The sequence below is a fragment of the Actinocrinis sp. genome, from assembly GCF_035650855.1.
Lineage (GTDB): Bacteria > Actinomycetota > Actinomycetes > Streptomycetales > Catenulisporaceae > Actinocrinis.
In genome coordinates, this window is sequence record NZ_DASRGV010000004.1 from 1 (window position 1) to 22,778 (window position 22,778).

At 68.7% G+C, this 22,778-nt stretch carries 22 protein-coding genes and 1 pseudogene; 15 read left to right on the forward strand and 8 right to left on the reverse strand.

Features of this window, described 5'->3' with window-relative positions; all coding sequences use genetic code 11:
- On the forward strand, positions 1 to 611 hold a 611-nt coding region (locus VFB40_RS00325), incomplete at its 5' end, for an alpha/beta hydrolase (protein WP_324847197.1).
- Between the two features lie 29 nt (positions 612 to 640).
- Here the strand turns inward: VFB40_RS00325 and VFB40_RS00330 are convergent.
- Positions 641 to 1,618: an aldo/keto reductase gene (locus VFB40_RS00330; RefSeq protein ID WP_324847198.1), complete on the reverse strand. Its 978-nt coding sequence runs from the start codon at positions 1,616 to 1,618 to the stop codon at positions 641 to 643.
- 78 nt (positions 1,619 to 1,696) lie between these two features.
- On the opposite strand from VFB40_RS00330, the gene VFB40_RS00335 reads away from it, so the two are divergent.
- Both VFB40_RS00335 and VFB40_RS00340 read left to right on the forward strand, forming a co-directional pair.
- Complete coding sequence (locus VFB40_RS00335) at positions 1,697 to 2,764, forward strand: LysR family transcriptional regulator (protein ID WP_324847199.1); 1,068 nt, start codon at positions 1,697 to 1,699, stop codon at positions 2,762 to 2,764.
- 96 nt (positions 2,765 to 2,860) lie between these two features.
- Complete coding sequence (locus VFB40_RS00340) at positions 2,861 to 4,276, forward strand: MFS transporter (protein WP_324847200.1); 1,416 nt, start codon at positions 2,861 to 2,863, stop codon at positions 4,274 to 4,276.
- 64 nt (positions 4,277 to 4,340) lie between these two features.
- Here the strand turns inward: VFB40_RS00340 and VFB40_RS00345 are convergent, their stop codons facing one another.
- Positions 4,341 to 5,237, reverse strand: a complete 897-nt coding sequence (locus tag VFB40_RS00345; protein WP_324847201.1) for a LysR family transcriptional regulator — start codon at positions 5,235 to 5,237, stop codon at positions 4,341 to 4,343.
- Between the two features lie 137 nt (positions 5,238 to 5,374).
- Positions 5,375 to 6,094, reverse strand: coding sequence for a type 1 glutamine amidotransferase domain-containing protein (locus VFB40_RS00350; protein ID WP_324847202.1), 720 nt, complete (start codon positions 6,092 to 6,094; stop codon positions 5,375 to 5,377).
- 267 nt (positions 6,095 to 6,361) lie between these two features.
- Here VFB40_RS00350 and VFB40_RS00355 point away from each other — a divergent pair, with 267 nt between their 5' ends.
- From VFB40_RS00355 to VFB40_RS00390, 8 genes are all read left to right on the forward strand, one after another.
- Positions 6,362 to 7,126, forward strand: a complete 765-nt coding sequence (locus VFB40_RS00355; protein WP_324847203.1) for a cupin domain-containing protein — start codon at positions 6,362 to 6,364, stop codon at positions 7,124 to 7,126.
- A 68-nt stretch (positions 7,127 to 7,194) separates the two neighbouring features.
- Positions 7,195 to 7,770, forward strand: a complete 576-nt coding sequence (locus VFB40_RS00360) for a type 1 glutamine amidotransferase domain-containing protein (RefSeq protein WP_324847204.1) — start codon at positions 7,195 to 7,197, stop codon at positions 7,768 to 7,770.
- Positions 7,771 to 7,901: 131 nt separating this feature from the next.
- Complete coding sequence (locus VFB40_RS00365) at positions 7,902 to 8,624, forward strand: HAD family hydrolase (RefSeq protein ID WP_324847205.1); 723 nt, start codon at positions 7,902 to 7,904, stop codon at positions 8,622 to 8,624.
- Positions 8,625 to 8,773: 149 nt separating this feature from the next.
- Positions 8,774 to 9,463, forward strand: coding sequence for a type 1 glutamine amidotransferase domain-containing protein (locus VFB40_RS00370; RefSeq protein ID WP_324847206.1), 690 nt, complete (start codon positions 8,774 to 8,776; stop codon positions 9,461 to 9,463).
- On the forward strand, positions 9,460 to 10,242 hold the full coding sequence (locus tag VFB40_RS00375; protein ID WP_324847207.1) for an antibiotic biosynthesis monooxygenase: 783 nt from the start codon (positions 9,460 to 9,462) through the stop codon (positions 10,240 to 10,242). The genes VFB40_RS00370 and VFB40_RS00375 overlap by 4 nt, the downstream gene beginning before the upstream one ends.
- Before the next feature lie 150 nt (positions 10,243 to 10,392).
- Positions 10,393 to 11,130, forward strand: coding sequence for a DJ-1/PfpI family protein (locus tag VFB40_RS00380; RefSeq protein WP_324847208.1), 738 nt, complete (start codon positions 10,393 to 10,395; stop codon positions 11,128 to 11,130).
- A 51-nt stretch (positions 11,131 to 11,181) separates the two neighbouring features.
- On the forward strand, positions 11,182 to 12,387 hold the full coding sequence (locus VFB40_RS00385) for a ferritin-like domain-containing protein (RefSeq protein ID WP_324847209.1): 1,206 nt from the start codon (positions 11,182 to 11,184) through the stop codon (positions 12,385 to 12,387).
- A 251-nt stretch (positions 12,388 to 12,638) separates the two neighbouring features.
- Positions 12,639 to 12,845 carry a hypothetical protein gene (locus VFB40_RS00390; protein WP_324847210.1) on the forward strand — a complete coding sequence of 69 codons (207 nt, stop codon included), beginning with the start codon at positions 12,639 to 12,641 and terminating at the stop codon, positions 12,843 to 12,845.
- Positions 12,846 to 12,894: 49 nt separating this feature from the next.
- Here the strand turns inward: VFB40_RS00390 and VFB40_RS00395 are convergent, their stop codons facing one another.
- Complete coding sequence (locus tag VFB40_RS00395) at positions 12,895 to 14,247, reverse strand: AfsR/SARP family transcriptional regulator (protein WP_324847211.1); 1,353 nt, start codon at positions 14,245 to 14,247, stop codon at positions 12,895 to 12,897.
- A gap of 215 nt (positions 14,248 to 14,462) precedes the next feature.
- On the opposite strand from VFB40_RS00395, the gene VFB40_RS00400 reads away from it, so the two are divergent.
- Both VFB40_RS00400 and VFB40_RS00405 read left to right on the forward strand, forming a co-directional pair.
- Positions 14,463 to 16,079 (forward strand): AbeC-like domain-containing protein, encoded by a 1,617-nt coding sequence (locus VFB40_RS00400; protein WP_324847212.1) that lies wholly within the window; start codon positions 14,463 to 14,465, stop codon positions 16,077 to 16,079.
- Positions 16,079 to 16,801: a TIR domain-containing protein gene (locus VFB40_RS00405; RefSeq protein ID WP_324847213.1), complete on the forward strand. Its 723-nt coding sequence runs from the start codon at positions 16,079 to 16,081 to the stop codon at positions 16,799 to 16,801. The genes VFB40_RS00400 and VFB40_RS00405 overlap by 1 nt, the downstream gene beginning before the upstream one ends.
- A 31-nt stretch (positions 16,802 to 16,832) precedes the next feature.
- Here the strand turns inward: VFB40_RS00405 and VFB40_RS00410 are convergent, their stop codons facing one another.
- The gene (locus VFB40_RS00410; protein WP_324847214.1) at positions 16,833 to 17,726 is read right to left on the reverse strand and encodes a macro domain-containing protein; all 894 of its coding nucleotides are present in this window, start codon (positions 17,724 to 17,726) and stop codon (positions 16,833 to 16,835) included.
- Between the two features lie 286 nt (positions 17,727 to 18,012).
- On the opposite strand from VFB40_RS00410, the gene VFB40_RS00415 reads away from it, so the two are divergent.
- Complete coding sequence (locus VFB40_RS00415; protein ID WP_324847215.1) at positions 18,013 to 18,234, forward strand: hypothetical protein; 222 nt, start codon at positions 18,013 to 18,015, stop codon at positions 18,232 to 18,234.
- Positions 18,231 to 19,325, forward strand: a complete 1,095-nt coding sequence (locus VFB40_RS00420; protein ID WP_324847216.1) for a hypothetical protein — start codon at positions 18,231 to 18,233, stop codon at positions 19,323 to 19,325. Before VFB40_RS00415 ends, VFB40_RS00420 begins: the two co-directional genes overlap by 4 nt.
- Before the next feature lie 2 nt (positions 19,326 to 19,327).
- Here the strand turns inward: VFB40_RS00420 and VFB40_RS00425 are convergent, their stop codons facing one another.
- From VFB40_RS00425 to VFB40_RS00435, 3 genes and pseudogenes are all read right to left on the reverse strand, one after another.
- Positions 19,328 to 20,146: a hypothetical protein gene (locus VFB40_RS00425; RefSeq protein WP_324847217.1), complete on the reverse strand. Its 819-nt coding sequence runs from the start codon at positions 20,144 to 20,146 to the stop codon at positions 19,328 to 19,330.
- 1,216 nt (positions 20,147 to 21,362) lie between these two features.
- Positions 21,363 to 21,626 (reverse strand): hypothetical protein, encoded by a 264-nt coding sequence (locus VFB40_RS00430; protein WP_324847218.1) that lies wholly within the window; start codon positions 21,624 to 21,626, stop codon positions 21,363 to 21,365.
- 344 nt (positions 21,627 to 21,970) lie between these two features.
- A pseudogene (locus VFB40_RS00435) lies at positions 21,971 to 22,435 on the reverse strand (DEAD/DEAH box helicase); the annotation flags it as partial.
- Positions 22,436 to 22,778 lie beyond the last annotated feature (343 nt).

A 22,778-nucleotide genomic window follows, 5' to 3' on the forward strand; every position in this document is an offset into this window, starting at 1 on the left:
ACGCGCAGCCCATCGTGGCCGGCGGCCAGTCGTGGACCTTTGGAGACCTGGGTTACCTGCTCGTGCTGGCAACCTACTTCCAGCAACTTTGGCCGGTCGTCGCGATCGACTTCGTGAGCATCCGGGCCGGCTCGCCGCCCCCGGTCCCGCTGGACGTCTTCCCGGCCGCGCTGCCCGGCACACCAGGCGTACCGGCGGACAACCACACCGCGGTGAATCTGGCGTTCCGCTGCGGCGACAACACGTGGCCGCGTCAGCAAAACACCTATCAGGACGACCTCGGCCGATACAGCAGCCTGTATCCGGTCTACGGCCCGGCCAACGCGAACATCGGGCCGTGCGCCTTCTGGCCGGTCAACCGGGACAACACCATCCCGCTGTCGGCCAACCGGGCGCACGGCGCGCTGATCACCGCCGCTGCGCTGGACGCGGCCGTGCCCCTGCCCAACTCGCTGGCCACCCACGCCGCCATCCGCGGTTCCCGGCTAGTCACCGTCAACGAGCGCGTACATACCCCGTTGCTCAGCGGCCAAGGTGACGCGTGCATGACGTCCGCGGTCACCACATATCTGGTCACCGGCCAGCTCCCGAGCTCAGACCTCTCCTGCTGACGTCGCCGCAGCGGTCGACATCGCTTCGCTCACGTACGAGCCGTGACAGGGACGGCGAACGAGGTACGGTCGCCGGACCACGCCTCGCGCGGCGCGGCAGCCTCGATGCGTTGCAGGTCCGCCTCGGTGAGGACGAACTGCGCCGCCGCGGCGTTCTCGGCCACGCGCTCGGGGCTGCGCGAGCCGGGCAGCGGGACGACGTCCGAGCCCTGAGCCAGCAGCCAGGCGAGAGCGAGCTGGCCGGGGGTGGCGCCCCACTCGGCGGCGATCGCGCGCAGCGCCTCGATCTGCGCGAGGTTGCGCTCGAGATCCGCGCCGTGGAAGCGCGGGTCGGATCGGCGGAAGTCGCTGCTGTCGATCTGGTCGCGGCCGAGCGTGGCGGTGAGCAGCCCGCGCCCGAGGGGGCTGTACGGAACCAGTCCGATACCGAGCCGGCGCGCCGTGGGCACGACGTCCTCCTCGGGCTGCCGCCACAGCAGCGACCACTCGAATTGCACCGCGGCGATCGGGTGCACCGCGGCCGCCTCCTCGAGCTGCTGCGCAGTCACCTCGGACAGGCCGAGGTGCCGGACCTTGCCCTCCTTGACCAGTTCGGCCATCGCGCCGACCGACTCGGCCACCGGAACCTGCGGATCGGCCCGATGCAAGTAGTAGAGGTCGATGACGTCCGTGCCGAGCCGGGACAGCGAAGCGTCGCAGTACTCGCGCACGTGCTCGGGGCGGCCGTCGAGGCGCACCCCGTTCTCGCCGCGCACGATGCCGAACTTCGTGGCGAGCTCGACCCGGTCGCGGTGGGTGGCGAGCGCGCGGGCAAGCAGCCGCTCGTTGTGGCCCTGGCCGTAGCTCATCGCGGTGTCCAGCAGCGTCACGCCGGCGTCGAGTGCGCGGTCGATCGCGCGCAGCGACTCCGCGTCATCCGCCGGGCCGTAACCCTGGGAGAAGCCCATGCAGCCAAGGCCGATCGCGGAGGTCGTCAAGCCGTCGGTGCCCAGTCGTCGTCGTTCCATGATTCCAGGATGACGAGTCGCGATCGATAAGTCCAAGGCGCATTTGCGATGCGATTTATAGCGAAGTACTCTGAATGAGTGGAGCTGCGTCAGCTGGTTTACTTCGAGGCCGTGGCGCGGCACGGGAGTTTCTCCAGGGCCGGCGAGCAACTGCACGTCGCGCAGCCCGCGGTCTCCGCGCAGATCCGGCGGCTCGAGGCGGAGCTGGGCACGCCCCTGCTGCGGCGCACCACCCGGCGGGTCGCGCTGACCGAGGCAGGCGAGCTGTTCCTGGTCCGGGTCAGGTCAGTGCTCGAACAGCTGCAGCTGGCGCGCACCGAGGTCGGCGAGCTGACCGCGGTGCTGCGCGGGCGGGTGCGCGTCGGTGCGACTCCGATCCTCGGCACCCTGGACCTGCCGGCCACGCTGGCCGGATTCCATCGGCGCCATCCCGGCGTCGCCCTGGCCCTGCGCACCGGGCTGATCGCCGAGCTGCGCGCCGCCCTCGACCGCGGCGAACTCGACCTCGTGCTCGGGCCGATGCACAGCGAACTCTGGGAGTCCGGCGAACCCGGTGAGACCCACCCGGTGCGCAAGCTCGCGGACGAGAGGCTGGTAGTCGCCGCACCACCGGGCAGGCCGATCGGCGCGAGCCCGGCCCCGGCGACCCGGCCGGGGTCGAAGAACGCTGATCCTGCCGGCGACCTGAGTCTCGCGGATCTACGCGACGAGCCGTTCGTGTGCCTTCCCCAGGGCACCGGTCTGCGCGCGCTGCTCACCGCGGCCGCCGCGCAGGCGGGCTACGTGCCGCGCATCGATTTCGAGGCCGACACCCCGGCAGGCGTGCGTGAGCTGGTCGCGGCCGGCCTGGGCGTCGCGCTGCTGGCCGAGTCCGCGGCCGTCGCGGCGGGCCCGCCGATCGACATCCACCGCCTGGCCGACGCGCCGGCGCATCCGCCGATCGGCTGCATCCTGCCGCGCCGCGGCCCGGTCAGTCCCGCGACCCGCGCATTCCTCGACCACCTGGTCTCGGCCACCCGCGGAGACACGGCCCGCGAAAACGCCGTCCGCACAACCGTCCACGGAAACGCCTTCCGCACGAACGCCGATCCGGGAAATGTCCTTCATCCGGAATTCCCCTCCGTGAAATCCCGAGATAAGAAATAACGATTGGGCGGGCGCCGCGGTGCCATCGGGATTGTTGTCGGGGTCATAAGCAGACTGCTATGCCATTTTCCAGCGCCTCCTGCCAGCCTCGGTGCCATGACTGCACAAATCGATCACAGCCCCGCGGCGGGCGGGGGAGCCGCTGCGGCCTCCAGCGTCAACCGCCGCTTCGCCGGGATCATCCTGGGCAACTTCCTGGTCCTGCTCGACGCATCGATCCTCAACGTCGCGCTGCCCGACCTGCGCCGCAGCCTGCACGCCCCGCTGGCCAGCCTGCCATGGGTGGTCGACGCGTACACCGTCGTGTTCGCCGGGCTACTACTCGCCGCCGGTTGGGCCGCCGACCGATGGGGCGCCCGCGGCGTGTACCGCGTCTCGCTGCTCGCTTTCTGCTTCCTCTCCGCGCTGTGTGCGGTGGCACCCAACGCCGCATCGCTGATCGTCGGGCGCTCGCTGCTGGGTGTCGCGGCGGCCGGCGTGGTGCCCGCGTCCCTGGCCCTGCTGGCCGGCCTGTTCCCGGAACCCGCCCGCCGCTCACGCGCGGTCGGGACCTGGGCCGCGGTCTCCAGCATCGGCCTGATCTGCGGCCCGATCGTGGGCGGCGCACTGGTCTCGGCCGGCGGGTGGCGGCTGGTGTTCCTGGTCAACCCGCCGATCGCGCTGATCGCCTTCGTCGCCTCCCGCGGCCTCGCCGCCGTACGGCCCGCGCAGCAGCGCACGGTGGACTGGACCGGTCTCGCGCTGTCCGTCGTCGGGCTCACGGCTCTGACATACGGGCTCGTCGAAGCGGGAACCTCCGGCTGGGGCCGCCCGGCGCCGATCACCGCGGCAGCCGTGGCCCTCGTCGCCTTCGCCGCACTCGCGTGGTGGGAGCGCAAGGCGTCCGCGCCGGTGCTGCCGCCCGCGCTGCTCAGCCTGCCGCGGGTGCGCGCCGACCTGCTGGCCGGTGCGGTGGCCAGCCTCGCGTTCTACGGCGTCCTGTTCACCCTCACCCAGTGGCTGGTCAATCAGCGCGGGCTGGCACCGCTGCTCACCGGGGTCGAGTTCCTGCCCGCGACGCTGCCGATGGCCGTCATGCCGATCGTGGTGGGCCGGATCGTCGGACGGGTCGGCGCGCGCCGCATCATCCTGATCGGCCTCGCCGCGGACACCGTGTGCGGCGCCGTGCTCGCCCTCGCCGGGGTGCACGCGCCGTACGCGCTGATCCTGCTCGCCGAGATCGCGCTGGCGATCGGCAGCACCCTGACGATCCCGGCGGCCACCGCGGACGTCTCGACCACCGCTCCGCAGCAGTACGCCGCGACCGCTCAAGGCGTGCTCAGTGCTCTGCGACAGGCGGGTTCGGCGCTCGGCGTGGCGCTGCTCGGCACGATGCCCTCGCTGCGCGCGGCCGGCGTCACGCTCGCGGTGCTGTGCGCCGTCACGGTCGGCGTGATCGCGTCCACCGGTCGGGCGAGCGCCCGTGCCGGCGCCGAGGCCGCGCGGCCGGTGCCGCAGCCGGAACGGGTGTGACGGCGCGGCAGCACCGCAAGGCCCTGCATCGAGATCAGCAACAGGATCAGGCCCCGAATCGGGATCAGGTCCAGACCTGGGCCTTCATCCGCAGGTGGGCGTGCACCATCGCGATCTGCTCGCGGCCCAGCGCACCGATGCGGTTGGCCAGGTAGAAGGTGTTGATCGGCGGGATCTCGGGCTCCAGCAGCGGAACCACCTCGCCGCGGGCGAGTTCCTCCGCGCACAGATAGGTTGGCAGCACCGAGATCCCCGCCGACGACCGCACCGCCGCCAGTACCCCGCGCAGGTCCGGCACCACCACCGCGGGGCAGATCGAGGCCCCCACGTCGAACACCGAGCGCCAGTAGCGCCGGATGATCGGCAGGAACTCCGCGTAGGCGATCAGCGGGAAGCGGTCCAACGCCTCCGGCCCGAGCAGCTCGATCTCCTCGGCCGGAATCTGCTCCGCCACCTGCGCGGAGCCCATCAGCGCGAACACCTCGTCGACCAGCGGGGTGGCCTCGATCCCGCGCAGGCGCGGCCGCACCGTGGACAGCACGAGGTCGTACAGACCCGCCTCCAGCTCGGACAGCAGGTCGTCGGCGAGTCCCAGGCCGATGCGGAACTGCACCCCGTCCGCTATCAGGTCACTGATGGCCGGAAGCACGCGCGCGGTGATCAGCTCGGCCGGGCCGCCGAGATAGACCGGGCGCTGCGAGCGGTCCAGGCCGAACTGACGGCGCACCGCGTCGTCGAGCGCGTCGACCGGGCCCTGTACCGAGCGGATCAGCTGCTCGGCGGCCGCGGTCGGCTTGACGCCTTGAGTGTGCCGCTCGAAGAGCGGGCGTCCGAGCTCCTGCTCCAATCCGCGGATCTGCTGGGTGACCGCGGGCTGGGAAAGGTCCAGCCGGCGGGCGGCGCGAGTGAACGAGCCCGTGCGATAGACGATGACGAACGTGCGTAACCAGCCCAGTTGCATCGGTGACTGCTCCCCGTGTGGACATCTGGACCCTGACTGCTGATCAGGCCCCGTACACCGGGTTCGCTCTCGTCGTCGAGCTCTCACTCCGGACGGGCGTCAGGAGACTCCATTTAGTCACATCCGGGGGTTGTTTGTCACGGCGCGGGCCGGCGAAGCCAGTTCGGCGGCAGCGGATCGCCGGTCGCCAGCTGTGTCGCGAACTGCGCGACTCCGGCGGCGGAAGCCGGATTCTGGCCGGTGACAAGCCGATCGTCGGTGATCACGTGCGGGCGGAACGGTTCCCCGGCCTCGAACTTGGCCCCGCGCTGCACCAGTGCGTCTTCCAGCAGGAAGGGCACCGCGGCGCTCAGCCCGATCGCCTCCTCCTCGCGGTTGGAGAACCCGGTCATCCGCCGCCCGGACACGAACGCCTCACCGTCGGCGCTGTTCGCGTTAACAAGCGCCGCAACCCCATGGCAGACCGCCGCGACGACGCCGCCGGCCTCGAATATCGCGACCAGCAGCGCGGACAGCCGGGCGTCCGCGGGAAAGTCCCACATCGCACCGGGCCCGCCCGCCGCGAACACCAGCGGGAAGTCCGCCGGATCGTAGTGCCGGGCGCTGCGCGCGGCCGCGAGCTTGCGCCGCACCTCGGGATCCTCGAGGAACATCCGCTGCGGCGGGTCGGAGCGGTCGATGCCCCCCGGGGCCGGCTCCTCGTCGCGGGTGGTGACGAACTCGAAGTCCCACCCGGCGGTCACCATCGCGCGCCAGGGATAGGCCGCCTCCGGCAGCCAGAACCCCGCCCGCTGCCCGCTGGGCAGCCGCTCCACGCTGGTCACCGCGATCAGGCCGCGGGGTCGGTCAGTGCCCATGGTGCAGACGACTTTCATCGGGTTCGCGCCGCGGCGGCGGGGCTTTGCGCCCGGCCGCGGCGCTGCGGAGGGTGGTGCCCGGTGATGATAACGCAAACGGGTACTTAGATTCCTTATACCCGGTATACGCTTTTCTATTTGCTGGCTCTAGCGAAACGCAGGTATTTTTCTTGCCGTCGGCTCCACGGGGGAGAACGATGGCCTACCCGACGGGCTGACTGCCATTTCTGCGCTCAATCTCGAAAAGCCGAGGAAATGGAGTTGGAAATGACTGACGTTCTTGTCGCACATAAACCGGAACTGCTCGCACGGGTCGATCCCGGCCCGCGCGACATCGCCGCGTTGACCGACGCGGTACGCGCGGGCAAGCGCATCGGCAACGAGAACCTACACGAGGACGACCATCTCAACGAGCTGATCCCGAAGCCGTGGGGCTTCGAGTACCGGGTCTTCGCGGACGACTTCCTCGACGTCTGGCACCTGTCCATCGGACCGGGGCACGGCACGTCGACCCACGTGCACCCGCGCAAGGTCACGTACCTGCTCTGCCTCGCCGGCGAAGGCGTGATGAACACGCTCTCGGGCGAACTGCCGGTCTCGCAAGGCACCGCGGTGCGCATAGGGGCCGGTGCGTTCCACGGCACCCGCTCGACCGGCACCGAGCCGCTGCACCTCGTCGAGGTCGAGGCGCCGCGCAACAAGTTCGACCTGATCAGGCTGCGCGACGGCTACAACCGCGAGCGCGAGGGCTACGAGAGCAAGCACGCGAAGCTCAACGACACCGCCCCGTCGCGGCCGGTGCCGTACCTGCCCAGCGCCCGACTGCGCACCGGCTGCCCGGACGGCCGCTTCCGCTTCGAGATCCGCGCCGGGATGGACATCTTCTACCGCCGCCGCGAGCAGGACCTCTTCCACATCCCGCTCGGCGTGTCCGGCGTGGTCGCCGGCGAGCTGCAGATCCTCGCCGCCCGCCGGGAGGACCCGCGCCGGCCGGCCGTGGACCAGTACTACCTCAGCCTGGCAGAGGGCTGAGACACCGCGGGCCGGCCCGGCCGCCCGCCGATCACGCAGATCACACACACGGAGAGGAACGAACGAGTATGACCCGCAGCGCCGTCATCATCACCGGTCCGGGCTTCCAGGACCACGATGTCGTCTACACCTACTACCGCCTGCTGGAAGAGGGCTGGAACGTCGACGTGGCCACCAAGGACGGCTCCGGCGTCATCGGCAAGTACGGCGTCCCGCTGCCGATGGACAAGACCGCCACGCCGCTGGTCTCGTTCGACTGGCTGGACGTCGCGCAGTACGACGCGGTGATCCTCACCGGCGGCCACGAGGCTCCGGACCGGGTGCGCCAGGACCGCCGGGTGCTCGACTTCGTGGCCGGCATGGACCGCGCCGGCAAGGTCGTCGCGGGGCTGTGCCACGGCCCCTGGATCATGATCAGCGCCGGGGTGCTGAAGGGCCGTCAGGCCTGCGCCTACATCGGGCTGCGCGATGACGTGATCAACGCCGGGGCCACGGTGCACGAGAAGGACGTGGTGGTGGACGAGAACATCATCACCTGCTCCTACTACGGCTACGTGGGCCGCTTCATGCAGGCGGTGTTCGCCACCGTCGAGGCGCGCGCCGCCGCGCACGCGGCCGAGATCGCCGAACCTGTCGCCGCCTGACCTAAGGCACCTGTCACGGCGTGGCGTGGTGCGGGCGGACGGATCCGCTCCCCCTCCGGTTCACCGCGGCCGTCCGCCCGCGCCCGCCGCCGGGCTCCCGTTGAAAGGCAACCGCTGAAAGGGCAACCGCCATGCTCATCCTGGACTTCGACGGGGTGATCTGCGACGCGCTGACCGAATGCGCCCTGGTCACCTGGCTCGGTGTGCATCCGCCCGCGCCGAGCGCGCCGGTCAGCGCGTACGCCCCGGCGATGCCGCGCGGGTTCCTGGAGCGGTTCCGCACGATCCGCGACTACGCCCGCACGCTGGACCACTTCGTCACGGCGCACCGGCCGATGGCGGCGTATCTGACCAGCCAGGCCGGATTCGACCGGCTCTACCGCAGCATCGCCGACGTGTTCGTGGCCGAATTCACCGCCCAGGCGTCCGCGGCGCGCGCCCGCTGCCGCGACGAGGAACCCGAGTACTGGACCGGACTGCACACGCTGTATCCCGGGGTCGACGGCTTGCTGCGCAGGCACGCCGGAAAAGTGTGCATCGTCACGGCCAAGGACGCGGACTCGGTGTGGCGGATCCTGCGCCACCACAAGGTCGACGACACAGTGGCGGAGGTCATCGGCGAGTCCTCGCGCAAGGCCGATGCGGTACGAACCCTGGCCGCGCGGTACGGCGTGAGCGCCGCCGAATGCACCTTCATCGACGACAACCTGACCAACGCGGTCCAGGTCGCCGGCACCGGCGCCCGCGCACTCTGGGCGACCTGGGGCTATCACACCCCGGAACACGAGGCGGAGGCGAAGCGCGCCGGTCTGCCGCGGCTGCGCCTGCCGGACCTAGCCGACCTGGCCGCCTGACCGTCCGTGCCCGGCGCGGCGCTGCGCGGGCCGGCAGCACGACCTCTCAAACCAAGCACACCGCTTCAACCACGCCGGCCGTCCGGCACCCGCCACGGCCGCAGTACCAAGTCTCATCCCACCCCGTCTCAACTCACCCAGGAGCCATCATGGCCAACACAGTTCTGTTCGCGCTGACCAGTCACGGCGAGCTCGGCGACACCGGACGCAGCACGGGCTTCTACGTCCCCGAGGTCGCGCACCCCGCCGTCGTCTTCCGCCGCGAGGGCTTCGACATCGCCTACGTCTCGGTGCAGGGCGGCCGGCCGCCGCAGGACGGCGTCAAGCCCGACGACACCGTCGTCGCGCAGTACCTCGCCGACCCGGCCAACCAGGCCGCGCTCGCCGCGACCCCGCGGCCCGAGGAGCTGCGCGCCGAGGACTACGACGTCATCTTCTTCGCCGGGGGCCACGGCACCATGTGGGACTTCCCCGACAACGCCGAACTGACCGGCCTCGCCGCCGCGATCTACGAGCGCGGCGGCGTGGTGGCCGCGGTCTGCCACGGCCCGGCCGCCCTGGTCAACCTCCGGCTCAGCGACGGCTCGTACCTGGTCGAGGGCCGCGAGGTCTCCTCGTTCACGGACGAGGAGGAGGCCGCGGTGGGCCTGGCCGAGACGGTGCCGTTCCTGCTGGAGACGGCGCTGGTGGAGCGCGGCGCCAAGCACACGAAGGCGCCGAACTTCACCCCGCACGCGGTCGCCGACGGGCGCCTGGTCACCGGCCAGAACCCGGCCTCGGCCGCCCGCGTCGCCGAGCTGGCGGTGCGTCAGCTCGCCGCCGCGCGGGAGTCGCGATGATCACCGCGACCGCCACCCAGCTGGTCAAGCCCGGCAAGGAGGAGGAGCTCGACGCGCTGATGGCGCGGCTGGCCGCCGACATCGCCGAGCATGAGCCCGGCTGCCTGCGGTTCGACTACGTGCGCACCGAGTCCTCGGGACGCCGCCGCCTGGTGATCGAGCAGTACCGCGACGAGGCGGCGTTGGACGCCCACAAGCAGACCCCTTATCTGCGTGAGTTCATTCCCAAGCTGCTCGACTGCCTCGAAGAGCCGCCGAAGGTGACCACCTATCGTGAGCTGCTGCCAGCGCCGCCGGCGGACCCGTCGTTCTTCCACACCGGGATCGTGGTCCCGGACCTGGAGAAGGCGGTGGCCAGGTACTCGGACGTGTTCGGCATCGAATTCACCGAGCCTGCCGTGTTCCAGATCCCGCGCCTCGAGGACCCGGATCCGCACCCGGCCGAGCTGGTCGCGGTCTTCTCGCGCACCGCGCCGCCTTACTACGAGCTGATCCAGGCCGCGGGCTCCGGCATCACCTCCGCGGAGCACGCGGGCAAGATCCTCTACTACGGGGTCTGGGAGCCGGACATGCGCGGGCGGCTTGAGCGGCTGCAGGAGCAGGGCATCGGCATCGACGCCGCGTTCCGCTCCGGCCCCGGCGCGGTGCCGTTCGCCCTCATCACCGCGGTGGACCCGGTGCTGGGCACCCGCATCGAGTACGTCGACACCGCCGACCGCGGACCCATCGACGAGTGGGTGCGCACCGGCCGCTACCCCGGCGGGGTAGGCGGGAACTGAGCCGCCCGAATCAGCCGCGGCGCGGCGGTCGCCGTCGCACCGGCCGCCGCGCCGCGGCACCGCGCCACGTATCAGCTCCCTCAATCCGCGAGATCAACTCAGCTTACGAATTCACTTTCCGATCAGCCCTAACCCGAGGAAGGCACCGACATGACGAACATCGAGTCGATCGCAGTGCTCGCCTACGAGAAGTGCAGTGAGCAGGACACGATCACCCCGCTGGAGATCTTCAAAGGCGCGTCCATGGTGGTCTCGGGCGCGATCGCCCCGTGGCAGCGCGAGGTCGCCCCGTCGAAGCTGGACGTCAAGCTGGTGAGCTTGAACCCCGGCGTGGTCACCATGCAGATGGGCACCCAGGTGATCCCGGACGCCGCGCTCGACGACGACCGGCTCTACGACGTCTTCTACGTCCCCGGCGGCGTCGGCTCCGGCGCCCTGGCCACCGACGACCGGGTGCTCAAGCTCATCCGCAGGCACCACGAGGAGGGCAAGGTCATCGCCGCGAACTGCTCCGGCGTGGGTGTGCTCGCGCGGGCCGACATCCTCGGCGGCGCCCCGGTCACCTGCGTCGCCGCGGTCGCCCGCGGGCTGCGCGCCGAGGGCATCAACGTGCCGGTCGGCCGGCGGATGTGGATCGGCAACCCCGAGGAGCGCATCTGGACCGCCACCGGCTCGTACGGCGTCAACGGCTCCGCGGTCGCGCTGGTCGCGCACTACCTTGGCCGGGAGGTCGGCACGATCGTGTCGATGATGTTCGACACCCTCAGCGGCATCGGCGACGCGATCTTCGACGAGCAGGGCCCTGAGTTCTACCAGCACGCCGACCTGGAGGAGAGCTTCCAGGACTACTTCCAGGCGATGCTGCTGCCCGAGCCCGCCGCGGCCTAGCGGGCCGGGCCGGCGGGAGCAGAACCGTCACCGTCAGAAGGGAGGGACACGATGCCGACCCTGCAAGCCCCGGTGCGCGACACGGGAACGTCGCGGGCCCGCACCGGATCCAAGGCCGTCACGCCGCGCTACCTGCGGGACGTCAACTGGATCCGCGGCGCGCTGCAGACCGCGATCGCGCTTGAGCACTCGACGATGCCCTTGTACTGCGCCGCGATGTACTCGCTCGAGGTGCAGAACTACCCGTCCTACAACACCATCCGCAGTGTCCTGATGGAGGAGATGCTGCACATGGCGGCGGCGTGCAACATGCTCGCCGCGCTCGGCGGCTCGCCGAGGATCAAGGACCTGGACCCCGGCTTCCCGTCGGCCGGCCTGCCGGGGAAGGTGGCCCCGGACCTGACCGCGGTGCTCGCCCCGCTCTCGCCGCGCCAGCTGGAGACCTTCATGCGGATCGAGGCGCCGGAGTCGATGCTGCCGCCGGAGCTGCGCGACCCGGCGTACGCCACGATCGGCGGCTTCTACCAGGTCATCCGGCAGGCGGTGCTGGACAACGCGGACGCGATCCGCAAGGCCGTCGCGCGCGGCGGCCCGGCCAACCAGGTTGGCGGGAACCTCGGCTACCGCACCTTCACGCCGAAGGGCGCGGACCGGGCGGTCGAGGACTTCCTCGCCAGCCTGGACATGATCAGCGGCCAGGGCGAGGGCGCGGCGGCCGGAACCCTGGAAGCCGGCGCGGACTCCCAGAACGAGATCTCGCACTACGCACGCTTCGCAGAGCTGCGTTACGGCGCCCGCTACCTGCCACCGGTCGCGTCGCAGCCGATCACCCCGGAGACGGAGAGCTCTTACTTCCAGGGCGAGCCGATCGCCTGGCCGGTGGTCATCAACACGCTCGCCGTGCCCGGGGACGGATACGCCGCGATCCTGGAACTCGACCCGAACGCGGCGGAGGTCAGCCAGGCGCTCAAGGGCTTCGACTCGGCGTACACGGCGATGATGACAGCCCTCGACGACGCGTGGAACGGGGTGCCGGAGCAGTCCTGGCCCAGCCTGGGCGAGGCCGTCATCCAGATGAACGAGATGCGGGTCACCTCATGCTTCAACATCATGAGGCACCAAGTCCCGGAGGATGCGGTGCGGCGTCTCGAGCAGCTCTACCCCGACGAGTACGAGCTGATGGCCGCCTATACGAACCTTGACGCCCCGGTCTACTACGGCCCGCGGTTCGTCAATTTCGCCGCTGCCACAAGCTAGCTGAGCGGACCCGCCGTTCGCCGCGTGCGCAGTGCACCCGCACTCCACGCGGCGAACGGCTGCCGTGCAGGGAAGTGCCCCAGGCTTCCGCATTGCCGGTGCCGCTGACGTGCGTGTTCTGGTACCGTGCGGTGCGAAGCGGGTAACGAGGCGCTGTCTCGGGGGTGTGACATGGCGATCAATGATCTGCCGCTGCCGGTCGTGAACTTTCTCAATGTGATCGGCGTGGCTGGCCCACTGGCCCCATCTCGATGACCGAGGCGCTGGAACTGGCCGGGGACTTCATCGGCGGCAACTTCCGCACCGTCACCTCCGGTAGCGGCGGCTACATGTTCATCAACTCCTCGACCGACGCCGCGGGCAACACGGTCAACCGCATCGTCCACGTCGAATACTTCGACGGCCATTACTACCTCGCCGAATCCGAGGTCTCGCTCGTCCTCCGGTTCGCCACCTGACTTCGAGAACGGCCCAGCCTCAGCACCTTGAAGCCCTGGTTGAGGCTTCTCATATTTGTCGCACGCCGTGCGCGGCGGCGATGGCTTGGGTGATGGCTTCCTCGATAGCTGCGACGTCTAGGCTGGCGGCGTCCTTCGGGTGGACGACGATCCGCAGTTCGTCCGTGATCCTGGTGCGCGAGTGATGGGCCAGATAAGTGTTGACGATAAGGCCAATCAAGGCCGGGCGCTCCATTTCGTCGACACGGGACAGCCCGCTACCCAGGATGCCGAGCGCGACTGGTCGGCGTTGGCCGTACCTTTCGACGGTCGGCCAAAGGCGGAGGAGGGCTTCGCGCAGTTGCTCAGGGCTCGAAGTCGCCCGATTGTCTCCGGTCACAGTGCTGTATGCGAGCGCGAAGATGTGACGGTCGGCTTGGTTCAACACGGCCACCGTGCCGTTCGGGTAGCGACGGCGGTTGCCGTGCGGCTTTGCGGAGCGGTTTTCCACGGTGCTTGGGGTGCCGCGCAGCGCCGCAGCGATCTGCTTTCCCAGCCTGCGCCCGTCACCGCCGTAGAACCGCTCCACCAGTTGGCCGTTGAGGCTGGATCGGCTCACGATGAGGTTGCCCGCAATGTTCGTCTCAAAGGTATCTCCGAATCCGACGACCAAATGCGCGTCGTCCTGCTCCAGCAGGTCGCCGATCCGGATGGTGACTTCCCCATGGTGGAAACCTGTGGCGTACCTTCGGTTCCGCCTGTCCGAGGAGCCGCTGACGGCGGTCAGCTCCGCTGCCAGGGCGCGCGCCGCAGGATCCCCGGGATGCTCGGCGGCAAAAGAATGGGCCAACGCGAGTGCGCGATCGTACCGGCCGGAGTCTCGCTGGTAGCGGATAAGACGAAGCGACGCCTGGTCGCGTAACTCTCTGAGCCGGTCGATCCAGGGACGGGCCCACGGCAGGTGCTCGACGTCGACGAGGGGTCGCTGGCCCCACAGGGTCAGCGCCTCCTGTAGCTGCGGGATAGCCCGCAGCGGGCCCAGGCCGAGCGAATCCAGTACGAGGCGTTCGAAGCGCCAGACATCGATGGCATCGGGGTCGAGGTTCAGCCGGTAGCCCGGATTCGGACCGGAGTCGATGGTCAGGAGCGTCGAGAGCCTGCCCCGCCGGTCGGGATCAAGTGCGGTCCGGATCATGGAAATGCACTTGTAGAGGTGGAGTTCGTCGTTACGCCCGGGACGGCTCACCGGATCGTGGCTGACGGCTCGAAGTACCTCGGAAATCAGCTCGCTTGACCTGACCGTCCTGCCGACATCCATGGCCAGCCGGATGAGCACTGCCATCGCCCGCGGCTCCAGATGCCGGCGGTGCAAGCCGCGGATCAGCTCCGCGCGATCCATCACGCGAAGCTCCACTGCGACCACGAAAGGATTGTGCCTGATCAGCAGATCGGCATCAATTCATCAGCGTTCAGTCATCAGAACCCGCATTGCGTCGTAAGCGGCGGCCAGCGTCCCATGGACGCAGCCACAGCGGCAGGTCACACCGCCCTGCTCGCCTCTCAGAGGCCTGCTGTGTCCGAACGAGACTCGATCCACGCCGTTGGGCCGGGGGCTGGGAGCAGCAGATGACTAGCGTCATGGAAAGAACCACCACCGGCACGGCCAGACCTGAAGCACCGCAGACGGACGTCAGCGCCTCCACGCGTTTCCTGTGCAGCGCGCCATACCTGCGCCGATCGATGATCCCTCGCGAAATCACCGACAAGCCGAGGCGTTTCGGCGAGCGTAAGAAAGCAGAACTCGTCGTTGGTAAGAGGTTCTGCCGCCTAGCCTTGAGTGATGACGCCTTGCTTGATCAGATGACCGCGGTCGATGTTGCTCAGGTGGTTCGCCACGCACACATCGGAAGGCGTCAGGCATGCATACGCGACATCGCGCTATGCGGGCTTTTGCTGTGCTGCGCCGTCCTCGCACCATTCGGCACCGTCGTCTGGCTGTTGCTCGGCACATCGCCGGTGACGCTTCCCTGGCTATGGAAACGCTCGCGCGGCCACCGCCAACGCCATCGCCGACATCTCGTCGGGCTGCTCGTGTTGTGCGCTGTCGCCGTCGTCGGCGCGATCGCTAACGGTGGCGGTGAAACCAGATCCCTGTTGACGCCGCTGGTCGCCTTGGCCTGTTGTTTGGTTGTCTATTTCACCGATGCCGTCGTGTCGTGGTTTCAGATCCGGCGGGTTCCGCGCTCGCTTGGCAGAGCACCGGCAAACCGGCTGCGCCGCAGGCTTCTGCGCTCCGGACTTGCAGCGGCGAAGTGCGCGTCGCAGGAAAACGTCGTCGTATACGAGCGCGCCCGCATCGTCGGGGTAGGCGACGATCGCGGCAAACACACCCTGACCGTTCCGATCGACGAGCCCGAGAAGGGCAAGGCGGTACAGCGGTTCTCCGCGCCGGATCTGACGCACTTCATCGCCAGGCACGTCCGCGCGCAGGGCATTGCAGACCCGAATTCCCATGCACTGCCCGATCTGCACGTCGACGAGGTGGTGGCCCGGCCGCTCGACCTGGCCTGCGACGACTCGCGCCAGATCGACTCGATGGGGCTGCGCGGCATGCTCATGAAACCGCCCTCTGGCAGCGCAGCGCGCGTGTACGTACGCGCCCAGGCCACCAGTTGGGGCGGAGAAGTGGTTGGAACCATCTTCGTCTCGGTAGCGCTGGAGGGCAGATTCCTCCGCCTGGTCGTGCTGCCCTACGTCCTCGGCCCGATCGCGCCCGAACTGCGCGTGGCCGACACGATAAGGCAGCGCGATCTGCCGACGCACTTGGTCCTCAGTTCAGCGCTCGCCGTCCGTGAATTCTGGCTTGCCATACGCGGTGCACACGCCTGCATGGCGAAACTCGCCGCGCGCCTCAAGCACGAGAAACCGCAACCAGAACCGATGTTCGCATTCGACGATGACCCGTCCGAGAAAGTCACTCTGCGCGAACGGTACTCGGTAGACACCAAGAACGATCTGCACCAGGCTGAGGACGGGGTCAGGATCATCCAGGTCATGGAACAGCGCGTGTTCGCAGTGACCGAGACCTTCCTCAAGGAGCACGGCATCGCCACGCACCAGTTCGAGCGGCAAGTCGGCCAAGTACTCAACAGCTACGTGATCATCGGTAGCAACAACAACGTAGCGGCCGCGGCGAACTCCCAAGCCGGCAACGGCAACACGATGACGGCCCAGCAATCCTCAGGAGCCAACTGATGGCAGCGACCCCGTCCCCTGGTCAGCACATCTCGGTCCACGGCGACTCCAACAACATCGCGGGTGCGGACTATGCCGTGGCCGGCAACAACAACCGGGTGGGGAGGCTGCCGCAAGACGGCGCGCCACTGAGCAGCCCGACGCCGGAGGAGTCATCCGGATCGCCGTTACCGGCCACGCCTTCCAGCCGCGACGTGTTCGTCATCCACGGTCAGGACGAGGCCGCACGCCAAGCCGTCTTCGCGCTCTTACACAGCCTCGACCTGCGGCCGCTGGAGTGGGAGGCCCTCGTAGGGCGGACCGGCAAGGCCACGCCCTTCCTCGGCGAGGTGATCACGCTCGCGGCGTCGACGACGCGCGCCGCACTCGTCATCCTCACCCCGGACGATGTCGTCAGGCTGCATCCACGGTTGTTGAACGAGGAACGCGACCCGCACGAGGCGCAGCTCAGCTGCCAGGCGCGACCCAACGTCTTCATCGAACTGGGGCTGGCCCTCATGGCCTATCCGTCGCGCACGGTGATCGTCGAGATCGGGTCGATGCGCCGCCCGTCGGACATCGGTGGCCTCAACGTCATCCGGTTCGACGGATCCACCGCCTCGATTCGGAAGGTTGCCAACCGGCTCAGGTTCGCCGGCTGCGCGGTCGACGACTCAGGAACCGACTGGCTCGATCCCGCGCGATTCGCCGGGCTTGACGCTCTCGGCCGGAACGCCGAATGAGTTCTCCGCCTGCGGTGCCCGACCGGACCGGTTAGTGCGCATGACCAATAGTGTCTAGCGAGCGGAGAAACGCCCTGATCTCTCTCAGGTTCAACGCTCCGGCGTCGGCCGGGCTGATCACGATTCGCAGCTCGCGGCTGACGACCCGCGAACGCGACGCGGCGATGTAGGAGATGAGGATGAGTCTGATCAGCGCCTCCCGATCGAGGGAGTCGACGCGCGCCAGGCCGGAGCCGATCAGCGGCATCGCCACCGACCCGCGTTCAGCATGGCTGTACACCGCGTCCCACAGGCCGTTCAGCCCCTGCCAAAGCAGGTCGGCACTTGAACTGGCCGTACCGTCTGATCCCATGCTGCTGTACGCCACGGCGAACAGCAGCCGGGACTTCGTGCCGAGGACGGCCACCGTGCCGATGGGATACCGCTTGAGTTTGCCCACTGGCTTGGTACCCCGCCGCTCCATCAGGATCGGCTGCCGACCGTGCAACGCCACCGTAAGTTCGCGGTCGAGCTTCGCGACGTCGCCTCCGTAGACGCGCTCAAGTAATTGCCCTTGCACGCTCGCGGGACTGATCACCCGAGACCCGGCCAATGCCGTATCGAAGGTATCGGAGAAGCCCACGACGAGATGCGCGTCCTGCTCGAAGAGGTCGCCTACACGCAGCCGCACCGCAGTCGCCGGATGGTGAAAGCGATGAGCGATTTCTTTGACTGGCCTATTGCGCCATGCTGACCAGGCGAGGCAGACCACGGCCGTGGCCAGGCTGATCAGTCCGGGCGCGCGAAGCGTGTGCGGATACAGCTCGCCGACGAACTGCACCAGTGCGGACACCCCGCCGAAGGCCAGCAGAGTGCTGGCAGCAAACGGCTCCGCCACGCGCCACAAGCGGACCAGACGCCGGCGCGGAAGGCCGCCCCGCTTCACATTTGCTCCTCTGCATGGGCACGGCCGTCCATCGTCGGCACGCACGCACGGAACAAGACCGTTCGCAATCCGCTAGATACCCCTCGAGGGCACCAAGACACCCGATCAACTCAGTGCACTCATTCGGTGGGGCCCGCTCCGAAAGCCTGACCGCGTCGTCCACTTCCGCTGGCGGGTGAGCGTGGGCATACTGCCGTCATGGGAGGGAGCAGGAGCAGCAAGGCGCAGCACACGCGGCTGCGAGGTTATTTGCGCGTCGCCGCTCCACAGCCTTGAGCGGGCCGAGATGACGGCCGAGGACGATAGAACAAGAGGCTGGCAGGCGCCGAACGTGCCGGTGAACCGCTTCAGGCTCGACGCGAAGAAGCGGGGGAAGTATTTCGCGTGCGCGAAGTTCGCGGACTGCGCCTCAGAACCGATTCCGCGCGGTGAGTACAACCCTGCTCAACCGCCGAACTGTGCGACGCACCACGAGCCGATGACCGTGCATGTGGAGCCCGCGCAGTGAGCAATGTCAGCCAGGTCGCGAAGGAGAGCGTCACTGAGATCGGGCGCGGCGTGTACATCGCCAGCCTGCTGCCGAGCGCGACCATCGTGCTGTCGCTGTACGCGCTTATCGCATCGCACCTCTACCCGTGGGCGAAGCCGATAGCGCAGGGCGGAGCGCGTCCATCAACCGTCAGCCCCGGAATCGCATCCATTGTGCACACCACCACCTCGGCCGGCCCCATCGGCTACGTCCTACTCGTTCTCGGGATCGCCGTCGGAGCGTTCCTGTTGCGCCCGTTTCAGGTATCGGTGGTGCAGTTCCTGGAGGGCTACTGGACTGGCGCCCTGCTGCGCGGCCTGCCCGCCGCGCTCGCCATCGAGCGGCACAGGCGCATCTGGAGCGTAAACGACGCGCGCAGGCGCGCATCCGCCGCGAAGGCGCAGAGCAGCGAGTTCGAGGAGGTGGCTGCCTTCGCGGCACGGGCCGCCGCCGCCGACCGGATCAAACGACGCGGCATCCGTGTCGTCGCCCGATATCCCGGCCAGAGCGCCTGGATCCTGCCGACGCTGCTGGGCAATCACCTTCGGCGGGCCGAGACCACCGCCGGCGAGCGCTACGGACTCAAGACCGTCATCACCTATCCGCGACTGCGCCCGCACCTGTCCGACCCGGTCGACCGCGCGATCGCGGCGCGACTCGCGGTCATCGACAACTCGTCAATGTACTTCTTCATCTTCGGCTTCGAAGCAACCGTCACCGGCCCGCTGCTCGCACGGTTGGACGGGTGGAGCCTGATTTCACCGATGTTCTGCGCACTCGCCGGACTCTGCTATCGCGGCGCACGAGTCGCGGCCCGTGCCTACGGTCTCGCGCTCGCCACCGCATACGATCTGCATCGCTTCGACATGCTCAAAGCCCTGCATCTGCGACTGCCCGGAAACCTCGAGGAGGAGCGCGACGCCAACGAGGAGCTCTCCCGCTTTCTAGAAGAGGATCCGATGTCCCTGCTCCCGCCCGCGGCTTGGGACGCCTATGAGCATGAGGGTTCTGAGCAGAGCGCGACCGAAGCGCGGTCCGCGTCCCAGTCCGGGGCGCCGAGCGGCCCCTGAGATCACGGCGGGGAGGAAGAGCGCTGCTGCTCGTGCGCGCTCGCGTCGCCCACGAAGACTGAGCTGGCGAACCCCACGACGTGGACGAGCACGGCAGCGCCCTCACCCTGCGCCGTGGCCTTCCGGGTGACCAACTCCGTCAACTTCCCGAAGTCCGCGTTGGGATCCTCGACGGGCACGGCCAAGTCGAGGTGCCCCCGCATCTGTACCCGACGAGTCAAGGTGACCCTGCCCGCCGCTATGGGCCATGAGTCCGGAACGATGATGTCCACTGAGGCGCGGCACCCGGTAATGAACACCTCGACCAGCGCAGTGCGCGGTACCGCCGCATCGCGCAGATCGACAGTCGCCTTCCCGAAACAGGCGACGACCGAGATGTGCCTGGGTGTTTGAGCCGCGTCGGCTGCCCTGAAGGCGCCGTCCCGAAAGGGGCCGGCGAACACCCGGCGCAAGGTGTCGGCGTCGCGCCGGGAGGGGTGCGACGGCGCCGGGGTGGCCACCATGATCCGCACTCCTCCCGCGACGAGCAGTGAGCCTAGCGCCGGCCACCCGTAACGGTGCCACAGGACTGCGTCCTCGGCCAGAACCAGCAGCAACCCGGCCACGGCCAGGACCACCGGCAGCAAGCGCCGCCCACTTCGCACGGCGCTGCCCGCCACGAGCAGCACGGCGGCGCAGATAAGAATCACGCCCGCATGCGCGATGAGTGTCGCACCAGCTCTGACGAGCGCGTCCGGCCCGGCAACGGCGAGCGTCGTGCCCGTACTGATGCCAACCGTCGCGGCCGCAGCCCGGAGGGGCGAGATCGGCCGAATGGGCATCGCCATATTGTGCCAGCGAGGGTTCGTCCCGTCCGTGTTACTGCAAAGCCCACGGTTCCTGTAATCCGCTCCTTCGTACAGACCACAGCTGAATAAGCCTTCGAGTGCGAGCTCGCATACGGCTCGGAATGTGACGAACGGGCCCATCCGGGAACGCCAGAGTGCTAAGAGTGCGCTGCGGCAAGCGCGGACCTGCGCAAACGCGGACCACTCTGCATGGTGCTGACCCGCAGGGACATTTCGGTCACGACTCGACGGTGAACGCCCTGGTCAGAAACGTCCTCGTGCGGCGAGTCGGCTTGAGCCCGCAGGTCGGCCTACCATCCGCGCTTGGATGCTCCGAGCGTGCTCCAACGGTTCCTGACGGTGGGTCAAGGGCGTGAAGCGGCTCGAACTGTTACGAGTCGCGTCGGGAAGTGCCGGTCCTTCACCGCGGTGGCCATGAATCCCGCCGGACGAGTGGACGTCTGATGATGCGTCAAACGATCAGCACCCTCAACTTCAGCGTGATATCCGAGGTTCGCGTCTCGAAACACCGCGGATCTTTTCGAAGCAGCTCACGACGTTTTACGCCGCCTGGATCAACGACGGAGTACTCAGAACGGCTGAGGCCCAGTCCATCCCACCGCCCAGAGCTCGCCTGATCGACTCGGCTCAAGATCTCCCACTATTCCGGGCGCGGGTGACAGCGTGTTCTGGCCTTGTTCCCGTGAGGTTCCGTAAGGTGGTGGCGTGTCGACGCCGTACCGTGCCGCGTCGCTCGCTGATCTGCCGATCGGCTTGGCGATGAACGTCACCGGTGTCATTCCGTGCCCACTCACAACGCGGCTCGGCTTTGCGCCCGCTCAGAGTCCCAGCGCACCGCTCCAGCCGCCTTTCGCTCGTACCACGTCCGTTGTACGGCACAAGCACGTGGGCCGCACTCAGCGCTTGAACGCGGCCGCCAGTCCCGCGCAGACCGCACACCTGGCAGCGGCCGCCAGTTGGGCGAAATCGTGATCGCGGTCGTCTATGTCGGCGGGCAGACGAAGTCTGCCGCACAGGGAAGTGGTGCCCGCGCTCGCCACGCGGACGGCGTGGCCCTTGCGCAGGGTCCGCCTGGTCGGCGTACGCACCGTTGTGGTGGTCTGCCAGCTGGTTCCGTATCGAACGAAGAAGTCCACGCAAGTCCATCGAAGTGGTGGGGTGGGCGGGTGCGGGAAGACGTGCGAGTTCGTCAGACGCGCTCGGCGTTCGTGCGCTCGAGCCCGCTCAGCAGCGCTCCGGTCTCCTCGGCCACGCGGTAGTACGACGTACGGGCTTGCCGCTCTCCGCGCTGCGCGTGCTCCATGCGTTGCCGGGCCGTGGTGGCGGCCGAAGAGTGCGGCGCGCTCAGTGCCTCCCGCAGGTATTGCGCGGCCCGTTCCATGCGTTCGCGCGCGGCGCGCCACGCGTGCTGGGCTGCGCGCCGCCGCGCGACGAGCTGGGCCCGGTTCTCCACTGTCCGAGCAGCCGGCGTCGGCGGGAGGACGAGCCTGGATTCGCCGGGCCACCGTCGGCTGCCGTCCCGGCTTGGATGAGAATTGTCGGTTGATAGCAGGGCGTCCACGGGGACCGCCGATCTTCTCGCACGAGCGAGAGGGTTTTCGCCACGCGATGCGGCGTAGTCACCATTCTACAGGTCGATTGTTACGAGCTGTGAGCATCGCTCTCTCAGGGCGCGCTCGTGGCGGGCTCCGAGAGCCCGCCACGAGCAGCGACACCCCGCACGTGTTCGGGCACGAGTAGCGGGCGAGAGCGGGTCAGCGGCCGCGGCCGCGGAAGTACTGGGAGGCCTTGGCCGCGCCGACCCGGGCAGGCGATCATCAGGTCGAGGCCGGAGCGCAGCGCGGAGATCTGCGGACGGGCGGACACCCCGCCGAAGACCACGCTCGCCCGCAGGCCCAGCGCGGCCGCGATGGGCCCGGCGGCGTCGTGGATCTGCGTCGCCAGCTCCCGGGTCGGCGCGAGGATCACCGCACGCGGCCGGCTCGGGCGCCGCTTGCGCGGCGCCGCCGCGAGCCGGGTGAGCACCGGCAGCAGGAAGCCGAGGGTCTTGCCGGACCCGGTGCGGCCACGGCCGAGCACATCACGCCCGGCCAGCGCATCGGGCAGGGTCGCGGCCTGGATCGGGAACGGGACGGTGATACCGCTCGCGGAAAGCAGATCGGTCAGCGCCTCGGGCAGACCGGCCTCGGCGAAAGCGGCCGTCGATGCGATAGATCGAGCAGTGGATTGAGCGGTGGGTTGAATGGGGCGGCGAGCCGCCATGAAGACTCCGAACGTGGAAACGGCCGCAGCTCGACAGGAACACGGGCGAATGGGCCCAGTGCCGACTGCATGGCTGAAAGTCCGGCAGTCACGGGGGAGGTGAAAATCGCGGCGCGAGGCCTACCAGCTCTCGCTGGAACCGTTGTAGCGCCTTGCCACAGAGGGCGACGCCGTCACTCGACTCCAGCCGGCCGCGTGCCCGCGAAGAAAAGATCAATCTGCTGACTTCTCTGCGTCATCGCGATGTGCGAGTAGAGTGACAGGCGTCGATCCGGACTTCGGTGTCGCCCTTGTCGAGCGTGAGACAGACCGGAGCCGGCAATGTTGCTCCATACGATCGGGT

What these genes read in the sequence shown, in the direction of transcription:
- VFB40_RS00365 (WP_324847205.1), top strand. Translation starts at nt 7,902, where the DNA reads ATGCTCATCCTGGACTTCGACGGGGTGATCTGCGACGCGCTGACCGAA.
- VFB40_RS00390 (WP_324847210.1), top strand. Translation starts at nt 12,639, where the DNA reads ATGACCGAGGCGCTGGAACTGGCCGGGGACTTCATCGGCGGCAACTTC.
- VFB40_RS00340 (WP_324847200.1), top strand. Translation starts at nt 2,861, where the DNA reads ATGACTGCACAAATCGATCACAGCCCCGCGGCGGGCGGGGGAGCCGCT.
- VFB40_RS00375 (WP_324847207.1), top strand. Translation starts at nt 9,460, where the DNA reads ATGATCACCGCGACCGCCACCCAGCTGGTCAAGCCCGGCAAGGAGGAG.
- VFB40_RS00370 (WP_324847206.1), top strand. Translation starts at nt 8,774, where the DNA reads ATGGCCAACACAGTTCTGTTCGCGCTGACCAGTCACGGCGAGCTCGGC.
- VFB40_RS00380 (WP_324847208.1), top strand. Translation starts at nt 10,393, where the DNA reads ATGACGAACATCGAGTCGATCGCAGTGCTCGCCTACGAGAAGTGCAGT.
- VFB40_RS00425 (WP_324847217.1), bottom strand. Translation starts at nt 20,146, where the DNA reads ATGCCCATTCGGCCGATCTCGCCCCTCCGGGCTGCGGCCGCGACGGTT.
- VFB40_RS00400 (WP_324847212.1), top strand. Translation starts at nt 14,463, where the DNA reads ATGGAAAGAACCACCACCGGCACGGCCAGACCTGAAGCACCGCAGACG.
- VFB40_RS00360 (WP_324847204.1), top strand. Translation starts at nt 7,195, where the DNA reads ATGACCCGCAGCGCCGTCATCATCACCGGTCCGGGCTTCCAGGACCAC.
- VFB40_RS00385 (WP_324847209.1), top strand. Translation starts at nt 11,182, where the DNA reads ATGCCGACCCTGCAAGCCCCGGTGCGCGACACGGGAACGTCGCGGGCC.
- VFB40_RS00405 (WP_324847213.1), top strand. Translation starts at nt 16,079, where the DNA reads ATGGCAGCGACCCCGTCCCCTGGTCAGCACATCTCGGTCCACGGCGAC.
- VFB40_RS00345 (WP_324847201.1), bottom strand. Translation starts at nt 5,237, where the DNA reads ATGCAACTGGGCTGGTTACGCACGTTCGTCATCGTCTATCGCACGGGC.
- VFB40_RS00350 (WP_324847202.1), bottom strand. Translation starts at nt 6,094, where the DNA reads ATGGGCACTGACCGACCCCGCGGCCTGATCGCGGTGACCAGCGTGGAG.
- VFB40_RS00355 (WP_324847203.1), top strand. Translation starts at nt 6,362, where the DNA reads ATGACTGACGTTCTTGTCGCACATAAACCGGAACTGCTCGCACGGGTC.
- VFB40_RS00415 (WP_324847215.1), top strand. Translation starts at nt 18,013, where the DNA reads ATGACGGCCGAGGACGATAGAACAAGAGGCTGGCAGGCGCCGAACGTG.
- VFB40_RS00330 (WP_324847198.1), bottom strand. Translation starts at nt 1,618, where the DNA reads ATGGAACGACGACGACTGGGCACCGACGGCTTGACGACCTCCGCGATC.